Annotated in this window: 17 protein-coding genes; 3 read left to right on the top strand and 14 right to left on the bottom strand. The window is 41.8% G+C overall.

Annotation, left to right across the window (positions count from 1 at the left end; translation table 11 throughout):
* Nucleotides 1-70: 70 nt before the first annotated feature.
* On the bottom strand, nucleotides 71-1,477 hold the full coding sequence (locus tag CH352_RS10345; protein ID WP_100707048.1) for an SLC13 family permease: 1,407 nt from the start codon (nucleotides 1,475-1,477) through the stop codon (nucleotides 71-73).
* A 38-nt stretch (nucleotides 1,478-1,515) separates the two neighbouring features.
* Complete coding sequence (gene purU / locus CH352_RS10340; RefSeq protein ID WP_100707047.1) at nucleotides 1,516-2,379, bottom strand: formyltetrahydrofolate deformylase; 864 nt, start codon at nucleotides 2,377-2,379, stop codon at nucleotides 1,516-1,518.
* Between the two features lie 255 nt (nucleotides 2,380-2,634).
* Between purU and CH352_RS10335 the strand changes: the two genes are divergently transcribed.
* The 3 genes from CH352_RS10335 (at nucleotide 2,635) to CH352_RS10325 (ending at nucleotide 3,875) form a co-directional block, all read left to right on the top strand.
* Nucleotides 2,635-3,042 (top strand): Hsp20/alpha crystallin family protein, encoded by a 408-nt coding sequence (locus tag CH352_RS10335; protein ID WP_100707046.1) that lies wholly within the window; start codon nucleotides 2,635-2,637, stop codon nucleotides 3,040-3,042.
* 10 nt (nucleotides 3,043-3,052) lie between these two features.
* Nucleotides 3,053-3,445, top strand: a complete 393-nt coding sequence (locus CH352_RS10330; protein ID WP_100707045.1) for an Hsp20/alpha crystallin family protein — start codon at nucleotides 3,053-3,055, stop codon at nucleotides 3,443-3,445.
* Between the two features lie 88 nt (nucleotides 3,446-3,533).
* Nucleotides 3,534-3,875, top strand: coding sequence for a DMT family protein (locus CH352_RS10325; protein WP_010515410.1), 342 nt, complete (start codon nucleotides 3,534-3,536; stop codon nucleotides 3,873-3,875).
* A 53-nt stretch (nucleotides 3,876-3,928) separates the two neighbouring features.
* On the opposite strand, the gene CH352_RS10320 is transcribed toward CH352_RS10325, so the two are convergent.
* From CH352_RS10320 to CH352_RS19155, 12 genes are all read right to left on the bottom strand, one after another.
* On the bottom strand, nucleotides 3,929-4,537 hold the full coding sequence (locus CH352_RS10320; RefSeq protein WP_100707044.1) for an SCO family protein: 609 nt from the start codon (nucleotides 4,535-4,537) through the stop codon (nucleotides 3,929-3,931).
* A complete protein-coding gene (locus CH352_RS10315) occupies nucleotides 4,534-5,571 on the bottom strand; it encodes a multicopper oxidase domain-containing protein (protein ID WP_100707043.1) in 1,038 nt (345 codons plus the stop codon). Before CH352_RS10315 ends, CH352_RS10320 begins: the two co-directional genes overlap by 4 nt.
* A gap of 16 nt (nucleotides 5,572-5,587) precedes the next feature.
* On the bottom strand, nucleotides 5,588-5,902 hold the full coding sequence (locus CH352_RS10310; protein ID WP_100707042.1) for a phospholipase: 315 nt from the start codon (nucleotides 5,900-5,902) through the stop codon (nucleotides 5,588-5,590).
* 51 nt (nucleotides 5,903-5,953) lie between these two features.
* On the bottom strand, nucleotides 5,954-7,960 hold the full coding sequence (locus CH352_RS10305; RefSeq protein ID WP_100707307.1) for a PLDc N-terminal domain-containing protein: 2,007 nt from the start codon (nucleotides 7,958-7,960) through the stop codon (nucleotides 5,954-5,956).
* A 193-nt stretch (nucleotides 7,961-8,153) separates the two neighbouring features.
* Nucleotides 8,154-9,596, bottom strand: coding sequence for a Na+/H+ antiporter NhaC (gene nhaC, locus CH352_RS10300; protein ID WP_100733511.1), 1,443 nt, complete (start codon nucleotides 9,594-9,596; stop codon nucleotides 8,154-8,156).
* Nucleotides 9,593-10,564, bottom strand: coding sequence for a pseudouridine synthase (locus CH352_RS10295; RefSeq protein ID WP_423789707.1), 972 nt, complete (start codon nucleotides 10,562-10,564; stop codon nucleotides 9,593-9,595). The genes nhaC and CH352_RS10295 overlap by 4 nt, the downstream gene beginning before the upstream one ends.
* Entirely contained in the window at nucleotides 10,557-11,765 is a 1,209-nt protein-coding gene (locus CH352_RS10290; RefSeq protein ID WP_100707040.1) for a PilZ domain-containing protein, read from the bottom strand. Before CH352_RS10290 ends, CH352_RS10295 begins: the two co-directional genes overlap by 8 nt.
* 251 nt (nucleotides 11,766-12,016) lie before the next feature.
* Nucleotides 12,017-14,281 carry an alpha-hydroxy-acid oxidizing protein gene (locus CH352_RS10285; protein WP_100707039.1) on the bottom strand — a complete coding sequence of 755 codons (2,265 nt, stop codon included), beginning with the start codon at nucleotides 14,279-14,281 and terminating at the stop codon, nucleotides 12,017-12,019.
* A complete protein-coding gene (gene mnmA / locus CH352_RS10280) occupies nucleotides 14,278-15,432 on the bottom strand; it encodes a tRNA 2-thiouridine(34) synthase MnmA (RefSeq protein WP_100707038.1) in 1,155 nt (384 codons plus the stop codon). The genes CH352_RS10285 and mnmA overlap by 4 nt, the downstream gene beginning before the upstream one ends.
* Nucleotides 15,425-16,444, bottom strand: a complete 1,020-nt coding sequence (locus CH352_RS10275; RefSeq protein ID WP_100707037.1) for a retropepsin-like aspartic protease — start codon at nucleotides 16,442-16,444, stop codon at nucleotides 15,425-15,427. Before CH352_RS10275 ends, mnmA begins: the two co-directional genes overlap by 8 nt.
* 108 nt (nucleotides 16,445-16,552) lie before the next feature.
* Nucleotides 16,553-16,783 (bottom strand): hypothetical protein, encoded by a 231-nt coding sequence (locus CH352_RS10270; protein WP_100707036.1) that lies wholly within the window; start codon nucleotides 16,781-16,783, stop codon nucleotides 16,553-16,555.
* A gap of 65 nt (nucleotides 16,784-16,848) precedes the next feature.
* Nucleotides 16,849-17,221 (bottom strand): GGDEF domain-containing protein (locus CH352_RS19155; RefSeq protein ID WP_244283359.1); only part of this gene is annotated, 373 nt, incomplete at its 5' end.

The raw sequence follows: 17,221 nt of genomic DNA, 5'->3' as shown, positions 1-17,221 counted from the left end.
ATAAATAATAAGAAAGAATTCTACTCTTCTTTAGAAATAAATAAACCGTCGATGCCGCTCGCAGGATCGATTATTTAAAGATCAGGAATCCCAAAAGGACCAGAACCAAACCTAAAATTCCGATCCTCACACCCACTTTGGCCATATCCTTAATCTCAAAACCTCCAACTGCATAAGCAACTGCGTTCGGTGGAGTAGATACAGGCAATGACATTGCCAAAGAAGCGCCTAACGCAGATCCTAAAACTAATTGGATCGCATAGGATTCGTCACCTGGAAGTAATAAGGCAGCGACAGGAAGAGCCAAAGGAACCAAAAGATTCGCAGTAGCAGTATTCGATAAGAACGTGGAAAGAAAAAGTCCGATCGAAAAAAAGATCCCAAGCACCCAGAGACTTTCTCCTGGGCCTGCCTGTTTGCCGATCAATTCTCCGAACCAAACGCCTGCCCCACTCTTCTCTATTCCTGTTCCTAGAGCGATCCCGCCTGCGACCAAGATCAAAACATCCCATTCTAAAGAACGTAAATCATTGGATTCTAATATTCCAAACGCGGTAAAAAGAAGAAGTGGGAATAGGGCAACAACACCCGCAGGAATTCCATGAAATGATTCAGTCAGCCAGAGAAGGACTGTTACCAAAAATCCAAACAAAACAAATCTCAGTCTTTTCTCGGAACCTTCTTCCGAGATAGTTTCATAACGAAGAGAAAGACTTAAACCGTGACTGGCCGGAAAAGCACGAAGAAGCCAAAACCATGCCGCAAAAAGTAGAATGATCAAAAGAGGAACTGCAACAAGCATCCAACTTCCGAAAGAAATAAAGTCTCCATATCCTTGGTTTTTCAAATTTGCAAACGCGATCACATTCGGAGGAGAACCGATTGGAGTTCCTATCCCTCCTAAATTCGCAGCGAAAGGGATCCCTATCAGGACCGCTTTTCTAAATTTTTCATCCTTATCCAAGACCATGAGCAATGGAAACACCAAAGCGATCATCAAAGATGCCGTGGCAGTATTACTCATCCAAAGAGAGATGGTGGCAGTAATACACATAAGCCCTAGTAAAACATATTTAGGAGAAGTTCCGAAATAAGGCAAAACCCGATTTGCCAACCAACGATCCACTCCTACTTTTACGCAAGACTTAGCCAATGCGAAACTTCCTAAAAACAGGATCACTGCGGAGTCAGCAAGAGATGCTAAAAAGACCGCAGGAGCGTTTGGTTTTCCTGGGCCTGCAAATTGTTTTAAGAATTCCCATTTACCTGGATTGGAAAAAAGAATGATCTCAGAAAGTATGATCAGAATAGAAGTCGCATGACCTGGAATAATTTCATAAATCCATAACCCGGCGGCGATCAAAAAGATAAAAAACATACCGCCCACAGAAGGAGGAACATAACCGTAAAAGGAAAATATAAGAGGAACACAAGCGAGTAGTATGGAAAAAATAAAACCGACGTATTTTAATTTCATGTATGTTCTAAAAACCTAATATTATAGTAACGATTAATTTATTCGAAAATGATCGTTCTGTTTTGAAAGATCATCACTCTATCTTCCAAAAGTAAACGTAGAGCCTTGGACAAGACTACCTTCTCCAGATCTCGTCCGTATAAGACCAAACGTTCCGGAGAATATCCGTGATCCACATGACAAACGTCTTGGACTAAGATCGGTCCTTCATCCAAATTTTCAGTCACTATATGAGCAGTTCCACCTATGATCTTCACCCCACGTTTATACGCTTGCTCGTACGGTTTTGCTCCCACAAATGCTGGTAAAAATGAATGATGGATATTTAATATTCGATTTTCCCATTTTTTTACGAACTCAGGAGTGAGTATCCTCATATACTTTGCGAGAACGATCCAATCCGGTTGGAGTTCCATCAAATAAGAATCCAATTGTTTTTCATGTTCTTCTCTACTCATTCCTTCGCTTGCGATACAATGAAAAGGAAGTTTAAAATCCCGGACCAAGTCCCCTAAAATTTCGTGATTGGACACTACGCCCAAAAGTTCCATCGGCAATTCACCGTATCTCCAACGAAGGAGAATATCTCCCAAACAATGAGGCTCTTTTGTGGCGAGTAGAACTACCCTAGGAAATCTCGGGTTGGATAAAGTAAGCTCAGCGTCTTTTGGAAGGATTTTTGCAAGTTCGGAAATGAGGCCTTCTTCTTTTGCTCTGTTCTCGAGAGAGTATTCGGTTCTCATGAAGAATACTTTCTCCAATGGTTCCACGAATTCTTGGTTCCCGACAATATTGGCGCCTATTTTTGCCAAAAATCCTGTGATCCTATGGATCAGTCCCGCTTCATCTTTGCAACGGATCAAAAGTATTCTGTTCTTTTTCAGATTGGGTTCCGGGTTCAAAATTTCTCCTTTCTGGTCCGAGAGAATTGCCTAAGAAGTCTAAAATTTCGGCTAATCTTCTTCCTGAACCAGAAAAGGAATATCTTCTTTTTTCCCTCCAAAAGCCTGTTTTAGGCCGGAATAGCCGGGATTCAGAGCTTTTCCCCAATTAGCACTCCAAATTAAAAAGTGCTAATTTTTATAAAAAATAGTGGAACCTTTTTTAAAATTTAGCACTCTATATATATAAGTGCTAAATACGCCCAGGAGGCAATAATGAGAACACCAAATTTTTTTAGCGAAGTCAGAAGAATTCAAAATAGATTCCATAATTTATTCGATCCAGTCTCGGAAGGCGGACAGGTATATCCTGCCCTAAATGTTTATACCGACCAAGACAAGATCACAGTGACTGCCGAGATTCCGGGACTTTCTCCCGAAGACCTGGACATCACAGTAGCACATAACCTTCTCACCATCTCAGGTGAATGGAAGGAATATACCCAAGACAGACCTCGCCGGATAGAAAGAGCCAGAGGCAAATTCCAAAGAAGATTAGAATTACCAGTAGCAATAGATTCGGAAAAGGTAGAAGCAACCGTAAAAGACGGAGTTTTAACCTTAGTGCTTCCAATTCTGGAAAGCGAAAAACCAAGAAAGATCCGTATCGAAGCAAAGGCATAAGGAGAAAAAAATGAGCGTATCAGAATTACTTAAAACAGAAGAAAAAGCAGCAGAACAAGAGAAAACTCAAAGACCAAGGCCAACTTACACTCCTTCTACTGATCTCTATTCCAATGAGGAAGAATATCTTCTTGTTCTGGACCTTCCAGGCGTAAAGGAATCCGATCTAGAAATTTCTTTGGAGAAGGACGAGCTTAGGATCTCCGCAAAAACCAATGTCTCCGAACCGAAAGGAACCTTAAGATATTCGGAATACGGAACAGGAGATTATAAAAGGACCTTCCTTGTATCAGAACCTGTGGAAGAAGATAAAATTTCCGCAGTTCTTAAAAATGGGGTCCTACAGCTAAAACTACCCAGAAAGAAACCTTTAAGCAAAAAGATAGAGGTAAAAACTAACTAATTGTTTTTCAGCAAATCCTTACTTGTAAACCGGGCCCTCAGTCCGGTTTTTTTTTGCCTCCATTCTTCCTTTCGATTTTCCTGGATTTATGAGGACTTTTCTTTTACTCACACTTTCGAACTTATTCATGACCTTTGCTTGGTACGGCCATTTGAAATTTTGGAAGGATGTCCCTATTTGGAAAACCATCCTTATCTCTTGGGGAATTGCATTCTTAGAATATTGCCTTATGGTACCGGCAAATCGGATCGGATATGCGGAGGATGGTTTAAGCGGTTTCCAACTGAAGATCCTTCAAGAAGTGATCACTATCACCATTTTTGTGGGATTTGCAATTTTGGTCTTAAAGGAAAAAATGAAATGGAATCACGCAGTAAGTTTTTTCCTGGTGATCCTTGCGGTTGTATTCGCTTTTTATGATAAAGAGTAAGGGTTTCACACGGAGATCACCGAGAGCACAGAGTATTTTATTATTAAAAAAATTTATAAAAGTTCTCTGATCTCTTTTGCAAGTTCTTCTCCTTTGATCCCTGTCGGATAAGCTCTTAATATATTTCCGGTCCTATCTACTAAATAAATGAAGAGAGTATGATCCATTCCATATTCTCCATTTCCCTGAGGAACTTGTGTCTTTTGGGAGAATACTCCAAATCCTTTCTGCAATTCCCCAATCTGGTCCTTTCCGCCAGTTAAAGCAACTAGCTCTTTTCCTGGAAAATGAGAAATATATTTTCTTAATACTTCCGGAGTGTCTCTTTCCGGATCGATCGTGATAAACACCGGAGTGACGGTTTTAGAATCTTCTTTTAAGAAAATAAATGCATTCTCGATATCATTTAAAGCCATCGGACACATATCAGGACAATGGGAAAATCCGAAATAGACTACGAACAAATTTCCGGGTAATTCGGATGGTCTAATAGATTTTCCTTCGGTATCTTTTAAAATGGCGGTTTTCCATTCTGCGACAGGAGCCTCGGATGCGAATTTAGAAGAAGGTTTCTTCTTCATATAAAAACCTACTCCGAAACCGACTCCAAGAATTAATAGAGAATAGATTATGTTTTTATAATTTGATTTTAGAAAATTCATACCGCTACGATCCAACCCATAGCTCCCCTATCCGCCATATAAGTCTGGTGAGGATGGAACATATATCTTCCTCTTTTAGTAAGTGTAAATTCCACAATTGCCCTTTCGGTTTGACCAAGAGTGATTACGTCGGTATGTTCATCAGGCACAAGTTTAGTTCCTGTTCTATACACATCGAATGTTTGAGAATGAAGATGGAAAGAAGCTATCGGATCATGTTCAGTCATATTCGCAATATACAATCTTACTTTTTTTCCAACAGGGACCTTGATCGGAAAACGATCGTAAAATCCTGCAATCCCGTTCCAAGCATATATATCGTTACGGCCAGATTCATTTAGGTCCCAACCGGCAAGTATCAACATGAACTCTAGTGCGGGTGGTCTTCCTCCGGGAGGATCCACTATAAATCCACCATACAAACCCTTGGACATATGGCTCGCTAAAGGAGGAACATGACAATGATAAGGGTGAAAACCGATTGGACCCGCGGTGATCTTATAGATTTTTTCCGCACCTGGAGCAATCGGTTCCCAACCATCTTGCTGAGGATCATGAGTACCATGAAAATGAACTGAGTGAGGATGATTGGAATGATTTCTAAAAAGTAATTCCATCTCTTGACCAAGTCTTGCACGGATTACTTTTCCTGGCACAATACCGTCAAAAGTCCAAGCATCCACGACAGTATTATGAGCCACAGTCAATGGCATTTCTATAATATTAATCTCTGAACGGAACTTTGGACCGGAAGGAGCTTGAGGGATCGTAGAATGTAATTCCATCCTAGACAAGAACGCAGAATCTGCGAACATCGGAGGATGGACCATACTTCCGTAGGAATTCCCACCTATAGATCCAGGTAGTCGGATAGAAGGATTCGGGGCAGAAGAAGTCTGCCCTGAAACAGAAGATCCTGTCGTCCTACACAGTGGATCTTCTTTTCTGCCCGAGGTAATTCCGGCGATCCCGGTTCCCGCTGCGAGTCCGGCACCGCCTATTCCTAACCAACGAAGGAAATCCTTCCGATTCATCGTATCTTTCCGTTTTTTAGAATCTTGCGATAGTGGAGATCAGAAGTGTTAAGACCAAAAGGCCGATCCCGCCATACACAAGACTATTCTTTGCCCAAGATGGGATTTTGGAACCGCCGACTATGTGATACGCTCCTGCCCCGAATAGAGGGACAAGAATGATTGCCGCTGTCCATAAACTTCCTTTCTTAGCATCCACATCTTCTCTTTTAGACAAATCTATCAGGGCCAAAGGAGCCCATAGAGCGAATAAAATGTAGAAAATATAGTATCCGTAAAAGTTGAAAAGTAAGGTAAAAAATCCTGGATCGTAAAATTGAGTAGTTTCCATAATAACTCCTTATTATATTCTAAAATTCTAATGTATTAAATTTCCCGAGAATCAACCCGCACCCACGTTCCCTACTATGGTGAACCCAAGGTAGAAAATGAAGGCCAAGGAAGCTCCAAATCCGGCAAATACAAGAGTGAATCTCAAGTATTTAGGATAGGAAGATCTGCCTGAAAGAAGATAAGCTCCTCCTCCAATATAAGGCACCAAGGAAACGAATGCCAACCATACATATTTACCGATGCTTGTTTCCGATTTAGAAACTAGGTCATAAACACTTAAGCTGACCAGACATACGTAAAGAAGCAGTGGAAGTAAATATCCGAACCAACGGAACAGCACGATTTGAATATCCAAAGGTTTAGGAACTGAGAATCCACCCAGAACATCCCCGAACTTAGGTTTTCTTTCCGCGAGGATTTTAGCCGCCTCTTCCGGAAGTTTTACCTTATCCAAATCCAAACCGAAATCCTCGAAAGGACGGATCGCAGGTTTTACTTGTGCAGAAACTCCGCCAGGCATATTTGTTTGTGGAGGAGGAACCGGTTGGTTCTTCCAATCTCCGCTCGGATAAATTCCGTGAGTCGCATCCACCATTAAAGAAAGAGCGTTATATGCCGTAAAAATTTCTCCGCCCATAGGGATCCTGATCCCTGAACCGCAAGAATTCGTTTTTTCTAATAAAGGAGGAACTGAAGTTTGGAATTTATTGTTAGAGAAACAGTTTCCAATGCTGATCGGTCCTGCAAGGGTCAAGTCCCCAAAACCGGAAGAATGTACAATGTTGCCTTCCACAATATTCCTATGAGAGAACCAGAAATTTTCATCTAGATTAGGAAAGATCGCAATACCATGGTTATCATGTCCGATCACAACGTTATTCTTGATTACGTTATTAATACCACCTGCAATCAAGATCCCTGTTCCATAAGTAGGATATTCCAGAGGTTTGATTGGAGCAGTCAGGTTATTATTATCGTAAATCAGGTTCCCGATGATCGTGGTCTCTCTTTCAGGAGGAAGAAGTTCCCTATCTAAGGAATTCGGACCTAAACCCACAATATTGTTTCTCCAGATGGAACTGATGATATATAATTCTCCTCCAGCGTTCGTTCCGGAATAACCTAAAGCGCTATTCTCAGAGATCACATCATAAAGGATCGCTTTACAAGGATAACATTGTCCAACATAGATCCCCGCGTCAGGAGATCCGGAAGCATAAGAATGTTCTAATACTCCATTTACCGAATCGAAAGCGTAGATTCCGTAGTCTCCGTTATTGTAAGCAGTTAGATAAGAACCTCTATATCCTTTTACACCTGTCCAAAAAAAACCGTTTAAAGTAGAGTTCCTTGCAGTCATGTTTTCCACTGCAACACCGTTTGCTCCAACTACGATCACACCATTCGCTCTTTGGAATTGGCCGTCTAAGATTACTTTGTTTCTATCCGTTCCTCTTAGGGTAATAGAAGGAGTAGTAACCACCACTTCTTCATTATATACACCTTCGTCGATCAGGATAAGGTCGCCAGGAGCTGCTGCATCCACCGCGTTTTGGATAGTAGGATACATTTGCGGAACCTTACGAGTAGTTCCGGAAAATTTTTCAGCAACCTTCCAATCCTTACCTGCTCTTGCCGCAGGATTATAAACCGCATTTCCAACTACTATATCAGCAACCATTCCGCTTTTTCCATCAGGAGAAGCGTGGAAGCTACAGTAATAAGGAAAAACACCTTCCTTAGGATAAGTGATCTTTACCTTTGCGCCTCTTGGCATCACGATATTACCGTAACTCTTTTCGGTAGACCAGGACTTATCCACTGCGATCGCATTGTGAGGGTTGGCCCCTGAATTTATAAATTCGATCTGACCACCGACCGGGATCTTTTGCATAGGCGGAGAAAATGCATTATCCACCATGACCACATGGGCAAAACCTTCCGTTGTTTCCCCTTCTTTGCCGCTGCAAGAAGAAGCGAAAGCTCCCATCAAAATCCCCAGGACCAATAGTCCAATCAGGGAAACGTATCTTTCTTTTAAATGGAATTTAGGCATCGGAACTCCTCTCCTCATATTCGAAGTATCTCGGAATTTCACCCGAGACATGCCTTTCTAAAATGTGAGCTTTTGCTCACTTTTTTAGTATTTTCGCATATCGCTGTGACGACACAAGCATTTTTCTAAGATTTATAATCGAGCAAATGTTATAGAAACCTTGTTCTTCTTAAAAGCTAAAAAGAGTTCAAGATTACTCTTTTTTAGATTCCAGATCTTTTCCTGCCAGGCCCCAACCTGTCCATCCCGTGACTAAGGAAAATAAAGGAGAAAGTAAATTTAAGAATGCGTAAGGAAGATACACGAGTGTAGGAACTCCTAATGCGGTAGCCATAAAGGAACCGCAGGAATTCCAGGGAACTAATGCGGAGGTCATTGTTCCAGAATCCTCCAAACAGCGGGAAAGATTTCTTGGATCCAATCCTTTTCTGGAATAAGCTTCTTTGAACATTTTGCCTGGGACTACGATCGCAAGATATTGATCCGCACAGAATAGATTTGTTCCAACACAGGTAAATACTGTAGCTGCAAATAGAGATCCTCTCGCGTTGGCCCAGTTCAAGACCTTCTCGGCTAAAACTTGGGTCATCCCTCCTCCTTCCATGATCCCTGCATAAAACATGGCGGAGATAATGAGCCAAACTGTGGAAAGCATAGAAGACATTCCGCCTCTGGATAATAATCCGTCTACAACCGCGTGTCCTGTTCTTACCTTCGTTCCTTCCGAGGCGGCAGAGACCAAATTTTTAAAAGCGGAAGAAGCAGCATCTTGGAAGTTTAAAGAATTTGCATATATATTAGTTTGGGTCAGCACGAAACAAACTCCCCCACTCAAAACCCCTATAAATATGGAAGGAATTGCAGAAACTCTAAAATAGATCAGAAAAAATGTAAGCAAAGGAGGAAAAAGTAAAACCCAAGAAATATGAAATTCAGCTTTGAGTGCGGAAATCACAGGACCAGTTGCAGTTTCCGTTTCTCCTTGGTTACCACCCCATCCCAAAAACCCAAATGCCAAAAGACAGATCCCGAATGCCGGCAAAGTGGTCCTAGCCATATTACGGATATGTGATAAAAGTGAAACTCCAGTAATGGAAGATGCTAGATTTGTAGTTTCCGAAAAGGGAGAAAGTTTATCTCCGAAGTAAGCACCCGAAACTACTGCCCCGGCAACCATTCCCAACGGTTTCCCAAGTCCTGCTCCCACTCCAATCAAAGCGACTCCGATCGTTCCAACAGTGGACCAAGAACTTCCTGTAGCCAGAGAAACGACGGAAGATAAGATAAGTGCAGACGGTAAAAATATCTCAGGCTTTAGTAGTTCCAATCCCCAGACTATGAGCGCAGGAACGATTCCAGAACGGATCCAAATCCCGATTAATGCTCCGATCAGAAGTAAAATGAGTATTGGCTGGAGAACGTTTCTTAGAGAATCTAAAACTGTGTCTTCTATCTTCTCCCAAGAAATTCCTCTGATTCTGGAAATTCCCGCGGAGATCGCACCGGCACTGAACAATAAAATTTGGGCAGGTCCTTCCGCAATACCGCTTCCGAATAAATAACCTGCAGTGCTCAATGAAAGGATCAAAAATCCAAGAGGAAATAAAGAGATCCAAAACCCTGGTTTTTCGTTCATTCCGGAAAATCCTCCGGCAAATCCGATCCGATCTTAGTTTTTATTCCTGTAAATGGATGAATGAACTTTAGAGAACTTGAATGTAGAGCTTGTCTATTCATTCCAAGTTTAGCGATCAAATCAGGGTCCTTTCCTTCTATAAATTCTATAAACGCACTCTCATCCTTGCCGTAAATTTTATCTCCAAGTAATGGAAATCCTAAAGAATACAACGTGGCCCTGATTTGATGGAGCCTTCCTGTTTTTGGAAAACAATACACTTTAGAAAAAGGCACCCCATGAAGTGTGCCTTCTCCTATTTTTCTAAAATTAGTTTCGCAGGTTTCCGAATCTTCTTCCGGAATTTCTAATTTTTGAAAAAAATCTTTTTGGACGAATTTTCTCTTTTTACGAATTAAAGAAGAAGGATCCGATATCAAATATCCTTTTGCCCTAAAGGAAGTAGGAAAATTTCCCCAAACATAAGAAATATACGTTTTGTTTACTTTCCTTTTGGAAAATAGATCTGCAAATTTAGAAGCTGCTTCCGAATCTTTTCCAAAAACTACCACTCCGGAAGTTTCTCTGTCCAATCTATGAATAGTATAAATCTTTTCAAAACGGGAATCTTCTTCCAATAGATCCGTAAGATTATTTTTTCTGTATCTTCCGGCACTATGAATCGGAATATCTCCAGGTTTTTCGACTGCGATATAACGAGAGTCTTCGAATAAAATTTTGAAGTCGGTTTGAACAGGAGGTTCGAAAATTTCTCCAGGCAAATAAAGTATCTCGTCACCTTCTTTAATGGAGTAAGAAGGTTTTGCCACTTTTCCTTGGACGAGTATTTTACCTTCTTCTAATATTTTTCTCCAATTGGATCTGGATTGGTAAGTAAATCGGAAAGCGAGAAATACATCCAGTCTGGAACCGGCTTCTTCTTTCCCGACCTTTGTTCTTAGACCTTCGTGCGCAGGAGAATTAGACAGACTCTTCTTCTCCTTCAAAACCCATATCCGGAATATCTTCCGAAACTGTTTCCATTTCCGGAGCAGATCCAGCTTCAGATGGAAGACTTGATTCTTGCACAGTAGATTCCGGAGCTTGAGAACCTTCTCCAGGTCCTAATCTGGAATCCACGAATTGGTTCAGCATCTCTTCTTCTTTGGAATTTAAGTTAAAGAATTGCAAACCGATACGGAACATTTTGTCGGTATTCGTGATGTTTCGGATAGCGGCACGATAAGTTCCTCTCAATTCTTGGTTCAACTGCAGATCGAAGAGTAATATTTCTCCCACAGCAAAACTTCTGGAAAAGAAAATAGATTGAGCATGGAAAAATCCAAGTCCACTTCTGCTTATATCTTCTGCGATACATCTTTCCTTGGATTCTTGGAAGAACCCTGAAGCAATCACGTCCCTAGAGACGGCAGCAGCGAATAATGTGATCTTATTATAATCTTCAGTATCTAACGGCTTTTCGGATAGAACCTGCACATAGCCGAGAGGAGTATAATTTTTATAACGTATCAGAACTGAAATTTCGGAAATAAATCTGGATTCTATCTTATTCAATGCAAGAAGTTTCAGATATTCTTCAATCGGAACGAAATTTTGCCCTGCTCCACCGGAACTTCTTTCCAAACGGTTGGTAACAAAAATCGATTGTTCGAAGTTGTACATGATCCTGAGACGGTTATCCATTCGATCCGAAAAATAGATCAAAGACTCCGGATAGGTCTCTTTCATTTTTTTGGAATGTTTCTGAAGGATGGTCTCTACTATTTTATCAATAAAACCTAATGAACGCCTTAAGTGGAGCTGGTTGATGATATTGGTAAGGATGATCGGCTCTCTGCCGTTTTCCAAATCCACCCTACCTTGCGCACGTTTTGCCTCACTGACCTTTACCGCTTGGATCCTAAGTAATTCTAAAGCGTTACCTTCATTTCTTTGAACAACAGTAAAAACGCCGTGAAAAAAATGATTATTATGAGTGAGAAATAAGATCCTGGTCTTCTCTCCATCCGATTTTCCGGGTAGAGACGCCAGAAGATAGAGACCGTCTTTGATCCCTACAATTTTTGCGGGATAGGACCTGCCCTTAATTTCCACAGAAACCGGTAGTCTCGCAAATAATGTTTGGAGGATTTTAGTCAGAGCCTCTGTTTCTTTGACTGTCCTATCCAAACTTTCCTCCTAAAGGAATCCCTGACCCTTTAACAAGGAATCCGAGTTTAACGGCTCCCTTGTTTAGGGAAAGGAAATTACTAGTTCCAAGTAATTTTCCAGATCAATTCTTCTTACTTTAGTTGGAACTCCAACCGGGAGCATAAATCTATACTTTGCATTATATTGTACTAATACGTTGAGGGGATACCCGAAAACCTTTTGTGGAATTATATCAAAAGTCGGGTAAAAAGAAAAATCTAAGCGGGATTTTACGAGGAAGTCTCCTCTTTTTTTCTGAAAATAAATTCTTTCCTAATTTCGGAAATTTTAGAAACTCCTACCGTATTCATCGCCTGTGCCAATCCTTCCGTGTATTGGCTCACTAAAAACCGGACTCCGGCAACTCCTCCGCCCACTGCGGAAATTGCCATAGGTCTTCCGATAAGAACGTTGTTTGCGCCTAATGCATGCATTTTGAAAACGTCTGCCCCACTTCTCACACCTCCATCTACGGAGATTGGAAAATCAGGTCCCAATGCTTCACGGATCATAGGAAGAACTCTCGCAGTTCCTGGCATGTCATCCAAAACTCTGCCACCATGGTTAGAAACAACGATTGCATCCGCCCCTGCTTCTCTCGCAAGGATCGCATCTTCAGGACTCATTACACCTTTTAAGATAAAAGGAAGTTTAGTGTAAGAACGTATTTTAGAGAGTGCGTCCACTCCTCTTGTGACGGAAGGGATTTTTTTCTGCACCAGAGTTTTGAAATTTACCGCGTCTATATCCATTCCGAGTGCGATGACACCCTGCGCCTCTGCCTCTTGAAATCTTTCTTTGATGAGTCCCTCGTCTTCGCGAGGTTTACAGATAAGGATACCTTTACCGTCCACTTTTTTGAGAGCTTCCAGAATGATCAGATATTTCTCCGGGCTTGCGCCATCGCCTAACCATGCCAAGCTGCCAGAAGCCAAACATCCTTCCAATAAAACTGCGGCTAATGTATATTCGTCCATGGCTCCGCTCATGTTTGTGATTGCACCCGTCATTGGAGCGCACATGAACGAAGTCGATAATTTCTGACCTAAAAATAGGCTCTCGGTATTCGCTTGCACATTGTCGCGGATATATCTGGGTAGAATAGAATATTCCTCCAATGCTTTTGTATTGTCCTGGAAGCTGAGCATTCTTCCTACTCCGCCCATCCCGGGAACTCCGGAAGCACAGTCAGTTCCGTCACAAACCTTGCAGACCCAACAGATTTCCTTTCCAAAACGAGATCTTGCGTTAGCCGCGATCTCTTTCTCGGAAATGGAATATAACTCGTCGCAAGTAAATTGAATCGTTTCTAATACTTTGGAGAATACACTCTCTGCTTGACTCAAATTTTCCGCAGAGATGATCACATGCCCGGTTTTTTCAATATTGTTCGTGGGTTCCGGGATAATATCTCCTACTTTGTGTAAGAGGTAAATATCAGTTACACCTTCGATCTTCTTAGCTTCTTCCAGTCCGTCGATTGCAAGAAGTTTTCCCTTAGGCGCAAGCAATGCTCTTTCAATGGATACTCGATGAAATAACGGCTCTAAATTATCAGGCTCTTCTCCAAGCGCAATCAATATGGCTGCTCTATTTAGATTGATCCCGCTAGATAAAGGAAAAGTAAATGCAGACATGAATCCACCGGAAAGACGTGCCGCGATCTCTCCCACTTTTACACCTGTAGGTGTAACTTTAATATCTCCTTTACCTGCACCTCTTCTGATCCCGAGAGCCTGCATTCCACGGAACATCACATCTTCTATTTCTTTTTGGATCTCGGGAGAAAGAGCAGAAGGCATATTATGGCCCATCTCTATAAAATAGGGTTCTCTTTCAATGATACGGTCCGCAAGACCTGTGATCATATATTTTCCGTCCCATGCAAGCGCATCCACGGAAACTTCGGGACCTGGCATATATTCTTCTAAGATCATCTCACCAGTCGGTGAATATTTTTTTGCATGTTTGAATGCGGCCTGTAGCTCTTCCCGATTGTTTACTTTTACAACTCCGCGGGCTCCCATATTATCCGCAGGTTTCATTACCAATGGGAATTGTAGGAATTCCAACGCATCACGTGTATCTTGGATACTCCAAACAGGAGCAAAACCTGGAATCGGAACTCCTGCTTTTTTCAGGCGTTCTCTCATCTTTACTTTATTAGAAGCTGCTTCCGCATCCACAAATCTGATACCAGGAAGATCTAATGCGTTAGCTACTGCGGCAACAGTCATACTCGCATCCGTTCCTGCGGTGATGACCCCATCTATCTTTGTAGTAGCGGATAATTTTTTAGCCTCTCTTACCATTCCTTCTATATCCTTTGTGGACATGATAAGAGGAAGATCGCAAATTTTCAGACCGGGCGCATCCGGATTCATATCCGCCACCACTGTCCTAAGAAGCATCGTTTTTGCCGTTTGGATGATGGGGACTTGTAAAAGTCCTCCGCCTATAATTAGGATCGTCTTACCTGCGATTTTTTTACTCACGGAAGAACGCTTACTCCTAGTTCCGAATTTTCTAATATTGTAAGATCGGATTTTTCGTAGGTGATCACACTTCCTTTTCGGATAATTCCACCCGCGAGTAAATAATCAGAATCATTCGGATAGAAGACAGCGGATTGACCTGGGGCCACTCCCTTTACTTCTTCCAAAGGAAATACTTCTATAAAGTTTTCGTTACGTACTACTTTTGCTTTGATAGGACGGGAACGGTATCTTACTTGCACTCTACATTCTGAGCTTTCCGTTTCTAAAACTGGGGCCCAGGCTTGAAGATTCAGATCTTCTACGATAAAAGATCCTACGAAGGTTTGTCTCTCTTCTGCCAAAACAACTGTTCCGTCGTCTTGGATAGAGATTACATATAAAGGAGCCTTCCAGGCAATACCTAAACCTTTTCTTTGTCCAATGGTGAAGTTTTCTTTTCCGGAATGTTCACCAATCACTTGGCCATCTTGTAATTTGAAAACTCCAGGAGTGAAGTTAATATTTTTCTTAGCTAAAAACTTTCTGTAATCGTTTTCAGGAATAAAACAGATCTCTTGGGATTCCGCTTTTTCAGCTACTGGAAGTCCCATTCTTCTTGCGATCTCGCGCACTTCAGGTTTTGTCATTCCACCCAGAGGAAAAACTGTATTTTTCAGATTCTCTTGGGACAGACCATATAGATAATATGCCTGGTTCTTATTCATGTCTTGCGCATTGGAGACGGCATATCTTCCGTCTATCTCTACGATATTTGCATAATGCCCCGTAGCAATTTTATCAATTCCTAATGCTTGCGCCTTTTCAAATAAGGCACCGAACTTCACGAAAGTATTACATTCCACGCAAGGATTCGGGGTCTTTCCTTCCTTGTAATCGTTTACAAACCTGTCTATGACCTTCTCTTGGAAAAGTTTCTCCATCTTGATCACATAAAAAGGAATATTTAAAGAAAGACCAACGTCCCTCGCGTCCCTTATATCTTCCGGAGAACAACAGGATTTTTTGGTAGTATCGCAGGCGGGAGCCTCATATTCCCAGGTGCGCAGGTTGACACCGATCACTTCGTAACCTTGTTCCATGAGTAGGCCTGCAGTGACCGCACTGTCCACCCCTCCACTCATCGCTACTATGATCTTACCCTTACTCATTTCCTGGGACCGATTCTTTTCCTACTATACCAATAAGACTCCTTTTTGTGTCCAAAAGAATTCGATAGTTTTCCATCCAATTCCGGCCAAGTATCCCGACGATCCCTCTTCGATGGTCGGAATGTAAAGCGTCTGGAGGAATTCCCCCGGGAAACACCTCCAATTCAGGAGTGCAGAAGCCTATTCCTTCAGAATCGTTTTTCACGAAAACAGGACAAAAAGGCCGAAGCGTTCTGATCTTTGCCTGAAGTCTTCCACCGCCGAAGTTGAACACGGTGGCTTCTTTTCCTTCTACATATTCTGTAGGATGATCCGACTTGATTGTCTCCCAGTCTAGAACACTGTATTCCGCTCCTGTGTCAAATATCCAAGATTCTTTTCTGGTTCCAGGGGGACGAAGAAGTACCGCAGACGGTTGGCCGGACTTCAGAAACATAGGAAATAAATTTTCTTCCAAAAAACCGGGAGCTGGGCTGGAGATAGAAGATCTCCAAATAGAAATTCTTTCCGGCAAATCAAGAACAACAACCGAACCTAAGAACGCATTCATTCCTAAAATCCCATCCACTCTCAGCTCTTTAGGGAACACATGAGAATAAAATTCCACCGATTCGAACGGACGGATCCCTCCGATGAATAGATCGTTTTTGATCGTTCTTCTTACGGACTGGACAGAACCTCCAGGAAAACTTGCGCTCAAAACTCTTTTAGTAGAATTTTCCGGAACATGATCTTCCGAAAGGAAAGAAACAAATGCGCCTGTATCTATCAGGAACCTAAGAGGTTCTCTATCCTTGTCCAAAGAAAGATAGATCACAGGAAGATGATCCACTTCTTTTAAAGGAAGCCTGATCCAAATTCCGCCCGCATCCTTTTCGTAACGGATATAACCTGAGAATAAATTCCGAAAATCGAAAGTAGTACATCCGGCTACATAAAAGAAGAAAAACCCAAGGACAATCCTGGAAAGAATAGTTCTTTTTTTGAATGTACGATTCGGAAGAAAAAACATCTGAATGATTCGAAAACCCGATTAGGATTTCAAATTTGAGGAAAAAATCGATTCTTTTTTATTTGGAAGAAATTTGGAAAAGCGAACTCCTAAGAGTTCGCGTTTGAATTAGAGTAGTTTTTTGATACAGCGGGAATTTGGACAACGTGTATAGTCGATCACGCAGTCCCTATACTCTATTCCTGTCTGAACATCCTTTGCCTTATACTCTATAAAGCAGGAATAAGGAGAAAAATCGAACTCTTCTCTTCCTAAAGCACGATTACGGATACGTTTTCCGAGCTCCGCCTCTTCAATCTGGCTGATATAATAATGGTCCAGCTCAAGTTGTTTTTCCATGATAGAGGTTTCGGTCGAATTTTAGAATTCGATAAGCCCGAAATCCCTAAGAAAATGGGAAAAAACTAGTTCTGGACCGGGATTTGGAAGGAAATGGTCCTGTTTTTACCGGAATGTTTTGCTTCGTAAAGCGCCTTATCCGCTCTTTCTATCAGATCCTTATTGTTTCGATCGCTGGACCAAAACTCGGAAACTCCTATAGAAAGAGTAACTTGGAAATCAGGGCCTCCGTTCGGATTCGGGATAGAAGCGGCCTCTACCGCCTTTCTGATACGTTCTCCCATTTCGAAGCCGCGTTTTAAATCCGCTCCAGGCATGACTAAACAAAATTCTTCTCCACCATATCTGGCGGCGATATCATGTTTGCCCGCAGATTGGATCAGTCTTGCAGCAACTTCAAAAAGTTCAATGATACTCATGGGCACCAAGCAGGGGACC

This window comes from Leptospira hartskeerlii (genome assembly GCF_002811475.1).
GTDB classification, from domain to species: Bacteria; Spirochaetota; Leptospiria; order Leptospirales; family Leptospiraceae; genus Leptospira_B; species Leptospira_B hartskeerlii.
This window is presented reverse-complemented; position numbering and strand designations above follow the sequence as displayed.